The 11,068-nt window shown below is 61.6% G+C and carries 10 protein-coding genes and 1 tRNA gene; 8 read left to right on the forward strand and 3 right to left on the reverse strand.

The window, feature by feature from the left end; translation table 11 throughout:
* Positions 1 to 13: 13 nt before the first annotated feature.
* The 3 genes from NX84_RS02145 to NX84_RS02155 all read left to right on the forward strand — a co-directional run bounded on the left by NX84_RS02145 (position 14) and on the right by NX84_RS02155 (position 4,914).
* Complete coding sequence (locus NX84_RS02145; protein WP_039673238.1) at positions 14 to 1,570, forward strand: catalase; 1,557 nt, start codon at positions 14 to 16, stop codon at positions 1,568 to 1,570.
* A 126-nt stretch (positions 1,571 to 1,696) separates the two neighbouring features.
* Entirely contained in the window at positions 1,697 to 3,148 is a 1,452-nt protein-coding gene (locus NX84_RS02150; RefSeq protein WP_039673326.1) for a membrane protein, read from the forward strand.
* 263 nt (positions 3,149 to 3,411) lie between these two features.
* Positions 3,412 to 4,914, forward strand: coding sequence for a hypothetical protein (locus tag NX84_RS02155; protein WP_039673240.1), 1,503 nt, complete (start codon positions 3,412 to 3,414; stop codon positions 4,912 to 4,914).
* A gap of 59 nt (positions 4,915 to 4,973) precedes the next feature.
* Here the strand turns inward: NX84_RS02155 and NX84_RS02160 are convergent.
* Positions 4,974 to 5,050 (reverse strand) — tRNA-Pro (locus NX84_RS02160).
* Between the two features lie 99 nt (positions 5,051 to 5,149).
* Positions 5,150 to 6,064, reverse strand: a complete 915-nt coding sequence (locus tag NX84_RS02165; protein ID WP_039673242.1) for a metallophosphoesterase — start codon at positions 6,062 to 6,064, stop codon at positions 5,150 to 5,152.
* A 42-nt stretch (positions 6,065 to 6,106) separates the two neighbouring features.
* On the opposite strand from NX84_RS02165, the gene NX84_RS02170 reads away from it, so the two are divergent.
* Positions 6,107 to 6,571 (forward strand): GatB/YqeY domain-containing protein, encoded by a 465-nt coding sequence (locus NX84_RS02170; protein WP_039673244.1) that lies wholly within the window; start codon positions 6,107 to 6,109, stop codon positions 6,569 to 6,571.
* A gap of 4 nt (positions 6,572 to 6,575) precedes the next feature.
* Here the strand turns inward: NX84_RS02170 and NX84_RS02175 are convergent, their stop codons facing one another.
* Positions 6,576 to 9,011 carry a transglycosylase domain-containing protein gene (locus tag NX84_RS02175; RefSeq protein ID WP_039673246.1) on the reverse strand — a complete coding sequence of 812 codons (2,436 nt, stop codon included), beginning with the start codon at positions 9,009 to 9,011 and terminating at the stop codon, positions 6,576 to 6,578.
* 175 nt (positions 9,012 to 9,186) lie between these two features.
* On the opposite strand from NX84_RS02175, the gene NX84_RS02180 reads away from it, so the two are divergent.
* Genes NX84_RS02180 through NX84_RS02190 form a run of 4 tightly spaced genes read left to right on the forward strand, consistent with a single transcriptional unit; the run spans position 9,187 to position 11,010 of the window.
* Entirely contained in the window at positions 9,187 to 9,522 is a 336-nt protein-coding gene (locus tag NX84_RS02180) for a WhiB family transcriptional regulator (protein WP_174519871.1), read from the forward strand.
* 27 nt (positions 9,523 to 9,549) lie between these two features.
* The gene (sp36, locus tag NX84_RS12745; RefSeq protein ID WP_010189965.1) at positions 9,550 to 9,711 is read left to right on the forward strand and encodes a Sp36 family protein; all 162 of its coding nucleotides are present in this window, start codon (positions 9,550 to 9,552) and stop codon (positions 9,709 to 9,711) included.
* Positions 9,712 to 10,170, forward strand: coding sequence for a RidA family protein (locus NX84_RS02185; RefSeq protein WP_039673251.1), 459 nt, complete (start codon positions 9,712 to 9,714; stop codon positions 10,168 to 10,170).
* An 18-nt stretch (positions 10,171 to 10,188) separates the two neighbouring features.
* Complete coding sequence (locus NX84_RS02190; protein ID WP_039673253.1) at positions 10,189 to 11,010, forward strand: MBL fold metallo-hydrolase; 822 nt, start codon at positions 10,189 to 10,191, stop codon at positions 11,008 to 11,010.
* Positions 11,011 to 11,068 lie beyond the last annotated feature (58 nt).

An 11,068-nucleotide genomic window follows, 5' to 3' on the forward strand; every position in this document is an offset into this window, starting at 1 on the left:
AGGCATTTTCCTTATGACTAACGCTTCGAACGAGTCCGCCGCAGACAAGGTTCTGGATAAGGGCCAGCGCGCCCCGGGTGGTCCGAACACTACCCGCCCGTCCGGCCAGCCGGTTGCTACCGAGAACACCAGCGTCACCGTGGGTCAGAACGGTCCGGTTGTGCTCAATGACATCCACCTTATTGAGAAGCTTGCACACTTCAACCGCGAGCGCGTGCCGGAGCGTACCCCGCACGCAAAGGGTCACGGCGCCTTTGGTGAGCTGCACGTTACTGAAGACGTATCCGCCTACACCAAGGCCAAGCTCTTCCAGAAGGGCACCGTGACCCCGATGATGGGCCGATTCTCCACCGTGGCTGGTGAGCAGGGCTCCCCGGATACCTGGCGTGACGTCCACGGCTTTGCACTCCGCTTCTACACCGAAGAGGGCAACTACGACATCGTGGGCAACAACACCCCGGTGTTCTTTATCCGTGACGGCATCAAGTTCCCGGACTTCATCCACTCCCAGAAGCGTCTGGGCACCAACGGCCTGCGTGATGCCGATATGCAGTGGGACTTCTGGACCCGTAACCCGGAGACCACCCACCAGGTGACCTACCTCATGGGTGACCGCGGTACCCCGAAGACCACCCGCCACCAGAACGGCTACGGTTCCCACACCTTCCAGTGGGTCAACGAGCAGGGCGACGCCTTCTGGGTCAAGTACCACTTCAAGACCCGCCAGGGCGTGGAGAACTTCACCGACGCTGAGGCAACTGAGATCGCCGGCCAGAACGCTGACTACCACCGTGAGGACCTCTACAATGCCCTTGAAGAAGGCAACTACCCGGTCTGGGACGTCAAGGTCCAGATCATGCCGGTGGCAGAGGCCGAGGACTACCGCTTCAACCCGTTCGACCTCACCAAGACCTGGTCCAAGAAGGACTACCCGCTGGTGGATGTCGGCTACTTCGTTCTCAACCGCAACCCGCGCAACTTCTTCGCGCAGATTGAGCAGGTTGCTCTGGATCCGTCCAACATCGTCCCGGGCATTGGCCTGTCCCCGGACAAAATGCTGCAGGCTCGTGTCTTCGCTTACTCTGACCAGCAGCGCTACCGCATTGGACCGAACTACAAACAGCTGCCGGTAAACCAGCCGCTCAACCAGGTCAACACCTACGAGCACGAGGGCCCGATGCAGTACCTGTTCAACGCCCCGGAGGACCCGGTGTACTCCCCGAACCGCCACGCTAAGGGCGGCGGCTACCTGGATGGTGATGAGAACCTGCGCTTCAAGGAGCAGGAGACCACCACCGCACCGGATCTCTACGTCAACCCGGACCCGGCCGGCATCGACTTGGTCCGTGCTCCATACATCCACCACGCAGAGGACAACGACACCGTGCAGGCTACTGACCTGTACGAGAACGTCTACGACGATGGCGCCAAGGAGCGCCTGGCGGACAACATCACCAACGCTATGGCTGGTGTGTCCCCGGAGACCGAAGAGCGCGTCTACGCCTACTGGGATGCGGTTTCCCCGCAGCTGGGCAAGCGCGTGCGTGAGCTCTTCGCGGAGAAGAAGTAGCGCCTCAGCGCAAGCGCGCTAAAGCACCGCATTAAAGCCCCGCTAGTTACCCGACAGCACGGTACTAGCGGGGCTTTTCCGCGCGCCTGACCGCTTGTGTCCAGCGTGGGCGATAGTTTCTATATCATGACCTCACGCCTTGCCTCTTCTGCTGATGACGACCGCCCAGTGGGTAACCGCTCGCTGTTGATTGCCGCGCTTCTCCTCGTGCCGCTCATTATCGGCGCAATCGTTGCCACTGCATCCGAGTGGCAGCCGGCGCAGGCCTGGTCAGAGGAGCAGGCCGGTGCGCCCAGTGACGGCACGATTGATCCCGCTGAGCTTTACGACGTCGCCCGTGCCCTCACCGAAGCCAATGCCCAGGCGGGCTTTTTGGCCAACGGCACGCAGCAGCTTGCGGATGGCACAGGGCAGCTCAAGGACGGGGCTGGCGAGCTCGGTGGTGGCGTCGACCAGCTGGCAGGCGGCTCGCAGGAGCTCTACGACGGGCTCGTGCAGCTCCAGTCGGGCACCGCGCAGTTGGGCACTGGTGCCACTGAGCTTGCCGACGGCGTCGGCGGCGCCGTCGATCAGATCGTCGGCCTCGGCGTAGTCCGCGGCCAAATCCTGGAGGCCATCGACGGCACTGTTAAGGACCTCGACGGCAACAACTCAGACGAGGCGAAGGAGATCCGCTCACAGCTCGGTGATCTGCGATCCCAGGTGGAGAACTTCCAGTTTGACCAGTCCGTCCAGGATCAGCTCATCCAGCTCAAGGATGGTTCGCGTGAGCTATCCAATCAGCTCTCCGTGAACGGCTACGCCTATCACGATGGTGTGTACCAGGCAACGGAGGGAGCCAAGCAGCTCAATGCCGGAATTGGTGAGCTCAACGCCAAGGTCGATGAGGCCCTCAAAGGCGTTGACGAGCTGGTGGCCGGTGCTGAAAAGGTCGACGGCATGGCCCAGCAGAATAAAAACAAGGTCCAGGGTGCTCAGCGCGCCTTGCCTACCGTTGCCGGCCCTGGTGAGGCCGACGATGGTCCGTCACAGTTGCTGAGCCCCATCGTGGCGATGCTGCTGGCAGCCCTCGCGGTCCTTGGCGGTGGCGTGCTGGGCGCGCTGCTGACTCGTGTCGAGCGTCGTCTTCTCGCCCTCATCGCGGGTGGGGTAGTTATCGGCGCGGTGGTTGGCCTCCTGACTTCCTTGCTGGCCACCGGTGTGACCGTTGCTGCTGTGGTGTGGGCGGCACTTGCGGCGGTGGGGGCCGGGGTGGCGTCGGCAAGCGCGGTCTATGCCCTCGTGCGCGGCCTGGGCCTTCCTGGCTGGGGCTTGGGAGTCTTGCTGGGTCTGGTCCAAGTGGGAATCGTGGGCTGGGCATGGAAAGCAGCCTCGACCGGCACGGACCTCAACACCGCGATGAGCGCGCTCGTGCACCTCTTTCCCATGCAGTGGGCAACCTCTGCCATCACTGTCGCGGGCAACGGGGGCAACTCCCCACAGCTTTTTGCTGCGATGGCAATTTTGGGGGTAATTATCGTCGTGTCCGTCTGGGTTGTGGGGGCACCCGTTCGCCGCCGCAGCGAAGCAAAAGCCTAGCTCAGGGCCTCGCGTTATCGGCGCAGGCTGGGCGGGGCACTAAGATACTACGATTTTGTTGATTTAGGTATCGCTGCGAGGGGAAATAGTGCTAGAGTTAGAATTGCTCACAAAGCCTACTTAGGGGGTAGGCAAACGGTTTCTCCAATCCGTTGTGAGTGATAGGGAATAGGGGCGACGCGGCTGCTGTAGGGGCACCGCGTCGTTTCCCGTTGTGGGGGTAAAATTGGCGGCACTGAATGCTGAAGAATTGGAGAATCACCGTGACTGACTCTCGCGATATCAAACCTTTTGCCGCCAGCCGTGGCCCCAAAGTAACGTCGGTCGGCGCCATCGTCGGTGCGGCCATGGTGGGCGGTCTGTTGCTCGGGGGAATCGGTGCGGGTGCTAGCTTGGCGGCCTTCGATGCGCCTGAACGCTCCGACTACGTCATGCAGCCCGCGCAGCGTGAGGTGCAGGCTGACATCATGGACCCGGACGATGTGCTCACTCCGGAGGAAGAAGAGCGCATGCTTCGCGACGCCTCCCGGATCGCCGCCCCCGACGTGGTCCAGGAGCTGCACTACATGGTCTTTGCTAAGAACAAAGAAAACGTCAACGACTCCGTGGAGGAGTACCTGCGCGATAACCACCCGGAGCTCATCGGCAAGGACAAGTTTGCTGATGGCCAGGTCTTCGTCGGCGTGGGCCTCGACCCGCGCCAGGCCTTCGTCTTCGCGGGTGAGGACGTGGCCGGGCAGATGAAGCTGCGCAAAGGTGACAGCCATTTGGAGCAGTCCATCGAAGCTATTAAGCCGGGCGTGCGGGATGACAACATTCCTGCTGGTCTCTTTGCGGGTGCGGCGGCTGCTATCGACGTGGACCGTGCTGCGGATGTCCAGTACGAGAGTGCGAAAGATGGGCGCATTGGGGCGGCCATTGGCCTCGGAGCGGCGGGCCTGGGCGTCGGTGGCGCGGGTGCAGGCATCGCGGCCGGCGCACGCCGCAGCCGGCAGAAGAAAACGCAGCAGGCGCGCGAGGATTGGGATTATGTGTCCCAGACCTATACCGACGTGGCACAGCGCCTCGAATCCATTGATATCCGCGCACACTCGCTGCAATCCGGCCTTGTGGATGAGCGTTTGCGTGAGGATTGGGAAGGGCTGCGCGATGACTTCCTAGCCCTTGACCGCACCGTCGGCTCCTTCATGTCCATGCCTGCGGATGCTCCCGACGAGCAGTTCCGCGAGCGCGCGGAGGAACTTGCTCACGCGCGTTTGCTGTGTGAACGTGTGGACACGGCGGAGACCAACATTGAGAAGCTGCACCGCGTCGAAAATGCCGATGCTGATGCTCGCCGCTACGAGCTTTATGAGCTAGGCAAGGATTTGGCACAAGCGTCGTACGTCGCGTCCGATATTGACTCGCAGGCTGAGCAGCACGCCAAGGAGCTGGAAGACGCCGCCATGGCGCTGTCCAAGGAACCGAACCACCCGCAGTTTATGGAACGCTACCTCGATCTCCTTGACCGCACCGCGCTGCTGTCGGAGCATCTGCAAGCGCAGCTGCAGAAGCGCAACGAGGCCGACGAGCGTCCCGAGCGCATGCACATCTACGACTCCAACTTCTTCGCCGGCGCCGGCTACCACGGCTACGTGCCGTTCTATACCGTGAGCACGTGGGATAGTGACGCTATCTCAGCTCGCGACTCCTCCTCCAGCAGCGGCGGCGTCAACAGCGGGTTTAGCTCGGGCTTTTCCGGTTCGGGTGGTTCCTCTAGCTTCTAGCCCCCTTAACCCGAGGCTCACGACAAAACGACGAAAACCCGCAGTCTCCTGCGGGTTTGTGGTCGGGATAACAGGATTTGAACCTGCGACCTCTTCGTCCCGAACGAAGCGCGCTACCAAGCTGCGCCATATCCCGGTGTCTCGCTCTAAGCGGTACCGGATTACTGTAACGCACCCCGGGTCGAAAGGACAAAACGGCAGCGTGGCGGGTCTTTCTCAGGTGGCCTTAAAGGTCTTAGGTTGCTGAAGCGTTCTTCTCTGTGATGCGCAGCAGCGTGGCCGATGGGCGGCAGAAGACGCGGAAGGGAACGAACTTGGAGGTACCTAGGCCGTTGGACACGTGCATGAACATGGGGCCGAACTGGTGCAGGCCTTGGGCGCGGACGCGATCGATGCCGCAGTTGGTCACGATGGACCGGGAGCCGGCGACCTTGAACGGGAGGCACAGCTGGCCGCCGTGCGTGTGGCCAGAAAGGGACAGCTGGTAGCCGTCGGCCGCGAACTTCTCCAGAACGCGGGGTTCCGGGGAGTGTAGTAGTGCCAGGGAGAGGTCGGCGTCCTCGTTCGGGGCGCCGGCGATTTCCGAGTAGTCATCCAAATCATGGTGCGGGTCGTCCACACCAGCGGCAGCGAGGCGGACGTCGCCCACCTTGAATTCCACGCGGGCCTGGTTGGCGTCGTGCCAGCCGTGCTCAAGGAATGCAGCACGCATGCCCTTCCACGGCAGGTTCACATAGGACGGCGTGTTCTTCTTTCCAATCAGGTAGTTGAAAGGATTTGGGATGCGCGGTGCCCAATAGTCGTTGGTGCCAAAACAGAACATTCCCGGGCGGCTCAGCAGCGGGCCAAGGGCGCGGAGGACATCGGGAACGCCGCCTTTGTCGGAAAGATTGTCGCCGGTATTGACCACGAGGTGTGGGTCGAGGCGGTCAAGGTCCGATACCCACTCGATTTTGGCGCGCTGGCCCGGAATCATGTGGAGGTCGGAGACGTGCAGGATGCGGAATTCTGGCTCCTCGCGCAGCGTGCCGGGCTCCAGCAGAGGTAGCGTGTACTCCTTGAGCTCAAACTTGGTGAGCTCCGAGTGCGCCCACGCGGCAGTGCCCAGGCCTGCGGCGGCGAGTCCGCCAAGGATGGGGAAAATCTTCACCCTCCCCACCCTACCTGGGCGAGCTAGCGTAGATTGAAGGGCATGAGTGAGTTGAAAGAAACTATTCGCGCCGACCTCAAGACCTCGATGAAGGCCAAGGACAAGGCCCGCACGTCCGCCATCCGTTCCCTCCTGTCCGCCATTCAGGCGGAGGAAACCACCGGTTCCCGCCACGAGATCACCGATGAGGACATTCTCAAGGTCATCGCGCGCGAGATTAAGAAGCGCCGCGAGTCCGCTGAGGTGTATGCGGAGAATGGCCGTCCGGAGTTGGCGGAGGCCGAGCTTGTCGACGTCCCCTTTTTCGAGGCCTACCAGCCCGAGCAGCTTGACGACGACTCCCTAAACGCCCTCGTCGCTGAATCCATCGCCGAGGTAGAAAAGGAGTCCGGCGAGCCGGTCACCATCAAGCAGATGGGCAACGTCATGAAGGTTGCCAACGCGAAGGCCGCTGGCCGCGCAGACGGTAAGCGCCTGTCCACCGCCGTGAAGGCCGCCCTGAACTAAGGGGCTAAAGCCCGAAGAAGTCCCGCACGTCGTTGGTGAAGCGGTCCACATCGTCCTGGTTGATGAGGGGCTCCGGCTGTGCGGGCGGCTGGCCATCGCCACCACCACCGCCGCCGTTGTCAGTGGGCGGTTGGTAATTGTAGGTGCCTGACGTGGAACTATCGTCTGAGGTGGTGGCCGAGGAGCCGTCGGAAAGCTGCAGCGTTACCTCCGCACCTTTCTTGGTGCCTGACGCGCCCGTGATGACACGAACCACCTTGCCGTAGCCCACACCAGGGGCGGCCACTTCCGTGGTTTTAACCGTGTAGCCGGCCTTCTCCAACGCGGCGCGGGCTTGGCTTTCGGACTTGCCCTTCAATCCGTCGATAAGCGGCGAGACCGTACCCGAATCATAGGCGCGGTCATAGTCCGGCACCGTGCCCTGTGCTGCCTCCGGCACGCGTACCGCCATGGTGTAGAACGTCGCCGCCGGCTCGAGGCCACCGAAGAGGTTGCCGCTCCCGCACTGACGCACCGGGCCGGTACACAGCGGGGTCGTCGTCGTGCCGTCGTTGTAGATATACGGCGCGGCTGCCACCGCCGAGTTGAAGCCCAGGAAAGCCGAGGACTGGTTGGACTCTGTGGTACCCGTCTTGGCTGCTGCCTGGCCGCGGAAGCCTGCCGCGCGTGCCGATGCCGCCGCCGTGCCCTTCTCCGTATCGGCCGTCATGTTGTTCTCCAGCGCCTTGGCCACTTCTTTGCCCACCGCGCGCTCGCAGGGCGTGTGTTTGATGTAGACCTCGTTGCCGTGGGCATCGGTGACTTCCTCGATGGGGTTCGGCTCGCACCACATGCCTTCCGACGCCACCGTGGCGCCCACATTAGATAGCTCCAGCGCATTGACCGCCGTGGGGCCCAGGGTGAAGGAGCCCAGGTTGGACTCCTTGATGTGATCAGCAATGGAGGAGTTTCCGTCATAGCTGCCTGGGTCTTCATAGGAGCGCAGGCCTAGTTTCACGGCCATGTCCACCACCTGCTCCACGCCGAGCTGCTCGATGAGCTCGATGAAGGGGGTGTTGGGGGAGTAGGCCAACGTATCCTGCAGCGTCATCGTGGAGGCATAGTTGCCCGCATTCTCAACGCAATACTTGTTCGGTGGGCAGTTCTCCGCGCCGCCGAAACCAAGGCCTTCTGCTTCGTAGCGCTTCGGCACGGCGAGGCGGTCTTTGATGCCATAGCCCGATTCGAGCGCGGCCGCGGCCGTAAAGAGCTTGAATACGGAACCGGCGCCATTGCCCACGAGCGAGTTCGGCTGTGGCAGCAGGGTCTCATTGTTCTCCAAATCCAGGCCGTAGGTGCGGGAAGACACCATGGCTAGGACCTTGCGGGAGTCAGTGCCGGGCTTGACGACGTTCATCACTTCCGCCACGCCCGCCGCATCCGGCGCGGTGTGACTGCGCACCGCGTTTAGAGCCTGATCCTGTACATCGGGGTCGAGTGTGGTCTTGACGGTGAGGCCACCGCGAGCTAGGTGCTCACGATCGATGCCTTTATCAGCGAGGTAGCTCAAGACATAATCGCAGAAGAAGCCGCGATCACCGGCGCCGATGCAGCCGTTGGGCAAGGTGGCCGGGCTATCAAGCACGCCGAGGGGCTGCTGGGCAAAGTTATCGGCGTCCTCCTGAGAGAGGGAGCCGTTGTTGACCATGGCCTGCAGGACGACGTTGCGGCGATCCCGCACGCCTTCCTCGTTGGTATAGGGGTTGAGATATTCGGAAGACTGCACCATGCCGGCCAGCATGGCGGACTGTGGCACGGTGAGGTGCGCGGCATCGGTGCCAAAGTAGGTACGGGCTGCCGCCTCTACGCCGAAGGAGTGGTTACCAAAGGGTACGAGGTTGAGATAGTTCGTGAGGATCTCATCCTTGGAAAGCTTCGCATCAATATCGGTGGCCATGCGCATCTCGCGCAGCTTGCGGGCCACGGACTGTTCGGTGGCGGCCTGGCGCTCTTCGTCGGTGGTGGCGTTGACGAGCAGAAGGTAATTCTTCACGTACTGCTGATCAATGGTGGACGCGCCCTGGGAGACGCCACCTGCTGCCAAGTTAGTCCACAGCGCACGGAAGTTACCCTGCAGGTCCACGCCTTCGTGCTCGTAAAAGCGGCGATCCTCGATGGCCACCATAGCCTCTTTCATGGCGTCCGAAATCTCATCGGGCTGCACTGAATGGCGGCGCTGCTCAAAGATATAGGCCAAGGTGTTGCCTTTGGCATCCAGGATGGTGCTCACGCCCGGTGTGTCGCCGTCGGTGAGATCCTGAATATCCGATTGCATCGTCTCGTTGGTCCTGGCTACGGCCACACCGCTCACACCCGCGATGGGGGCTAGTGCGAGGGCAATGAGGAGGCCCACCAGTACTGTGGAGAGGACGAGCTTTCCCAGGGATTTGATGACAGTCACCCTCCACACACTACGTGCTTCGAGGCTAATCCGGGAGACCCCCCTAAAGTGTGACCTATTAGACAGGCATACCGGTTAGTGAATAGACTAACGGTGAGTACATAATATTCCGTCCCGTTGAGGGTTATTCACTTTGATGGTGGCGGGATGGGAGCTTGGAAGGAGTTACCTAGCCATGACAGTCAGTGTAAAAGGTGCAGGACGGTCCGCAATGGTAAAGAATGCCTCTTCGACCACCGAACGTGGTGAGTGGGTTACCCAAGCCAAGTGTCGCAACGGCGACCCGGATGCCCTGTTTGTACGCGGCGCTGAACAGCGCAAGGCCGCAGTTATTTGCCGTCACTGCCCGGTGCTCAATGAATGCCGCGCGGACGCCCTGGATAATCGCGTCGAATTTGGCGTGTGGGGAGGCCTGACGGAACGTCAGCGCCGCGCTCTTCTGCGCAAGAATCCGCACATCACCAGCTGGGCGCACTACCTTGCAGAAGGTGGCGAACTAGTCGGGATTTAAGCGCCGGAGTTTAGTAGCATGGAACCCATGACTAAATGGGAATATGCCACCGCGCCGGTTCTTACTCACGCAACCAAGCAAATCCTGGATTCCTGGGGTGAAGACGGCTGGGAGCTCGTCACCATCACCCCGGGGATGAACCCGGAAAACGTAGTTGCTTACTTCAAGCGCCCGCTGGAGGAATCCTAGATGACCGCGCGCGCACGTCTGGAGGAGCTCGGCATCGAGCTCCCATCCGTTGCCGCTCCGCTCGCGTCATATGTCCCTGCCACCCGTGTGGGCGGCCAGGTGTGGACCTCTGGCCAGCTGCCCGTCGTTGATGGCGAGCTGCCTGCCACGGGAAAGGTTGGCGCGGAAGTCTCCGTAGAACGCGCCCAGGAGCTGGCGCGCACTGCAGCTCTCAACGCGCTCGCGGCCATTGATGCCGAAGCAGGCTTGGACAACATCACCCGCGTGGTGAAGGTCGTGGGTTTCGTCGCCTCGGATCCTTCCTTCACTGAGCAAGCCGCGGTTATTGATGGTGCCTCGGAATTCTTGGGGGAGCTCTTTGGCGAGGCCGGTGTGCATGCACGGTCTGCCGTGGGAGTGGCGGTGCTGCCGAAGGACTCTCCCGTTGAGATCGAAGTCATCGTAGAAATCGCTGAGTAATCGGATAGGGTTAGAACCATGGAGCATCCTGCATATAGTCAATTGCGTCCCGTGAGCAAGTCCGTCGGTGTCGTGCTGTGTGACAACCCCAGCTACACCGCTCTGGAAGGCACCAACACGTGGATTATTCGTGCGGGGGAGGATTCCCGCGCCATTGTTGTTGATCCGGGCCCCGAAGATGAGGGCCACCTCAACGTCGTCACCGCGAAGGCGGGTGAGGTTGCGCTGATCCTCCTGACTCACCGTCACGATGACCACGCGTCGGGTGCACAGCGCCTGCGCCAGCTTACTGGCGCTCCGATCCGCTCTTTCGACCCGAACTACTGCAATGGGGCCGACGCGCTTGTCGACGGTGAAGTGATCGACATCGACGGCGTCACCCCCCAGCTTGAGGTAGTCCACACCCCGGGCCACACCGCTGATTCCACCTGTTTCTTCGTGTGGTCCGATGAGGCTAAGAACTCCACTCTGGAGGGCATCCTCACCGGTGACACCATGGCTGGCCGCCACACCGTCTTGCTTTCTGAAACCGATGGTGATTTGGGCGATTACCTCAAGACCTTGGACCTCTTGGAAGAACGCGGCAAGGACGTTCCGCTGTTCCCAGGCCACGGTCCGGACTTGGAGGACACCTCTGCGTTTGCCCGGAAGTACATCGACCGCCGTCACCACCGCCTCAACCAGATTAAGGAAGTGCGCTCCCGCTTGGGTGAGGACGTTGACGTTAAGACGTTGGTGGATGAGATGTATGACGACGTCGACCCGGTCCTGCGCCACGCGGCTGAGCAGTCCACGCGTACCGCGCTGAAGTACCTCGACGCTGAAAAGGACGGATTCTAGTGGTCGTGGAAACACGATTTTAGTTTTCGGTGGCATAGCTTAGCAGTTCGGCCATTTT

Source organism: Corynebacterium minutissimum (genome assembly GCF_000805675.1).
In the GTDB taxonomy this organism is placed as follows: Bacteria; Actinomycetota; Actinomycetes; order Mycobacteriales; family Mycobacteriaceae; genus Corynebacterium; species Corynebacterium minutissimum.

Excerpts from the sequence above, each read along its gene's own strand:
- NX84_RS02145 (WP_039673238.1), top strand. The coding sequence starts at position 14 with ATGACTAACGCTTCGAACGAGTCCGCCGCAGACAAGGTTCTGGATAAG.
- NX84_RS02170 (WP_039673244.1), top strand. The coding sequence starts at position 6,107 with ATGAGTGAGTTGAAAGAAACTATTCGCGCCGACCTCAAGACCTCGATG.
- sp36 (WP_010189965.1), top strand. The coding sequence starts at position 9,550 with ATGACTAAATGGGAATATGCCACCGCGCCGGTTCTTACTCACGCAACC.
- NX84_RS02185 (WP_039673251.1), top strand. The coding sequence starts at position 9,712 with ATGACCGCGCGCGCACGTCTGGAGGAGCTCGGCATCGAGCTCCCATCC.
- NX84_RS02150 (WP_039673326.1), top strand. The coding sequence starts at position 1,697 with ATGACCTCACGCCTTGCCTCTTCTGCTGATGACGACCGCCCAGTGGGT.
- NX84_RS02180 (WP_174519871.1), top strand. The coding sequence starts at position 9,187 with ATGACAGTCAGTGTAAAAGGTGCAGGACGGTCCGCAATGGTAAAGAAT.
- NX84_RS02190 (WP_039673253.1), top strand. The coding sequence starts at position 10,189 with ATGGAGCATCCTGCATATAGTCAATTGCGTCCCGTGAGCAAGTCCGTC.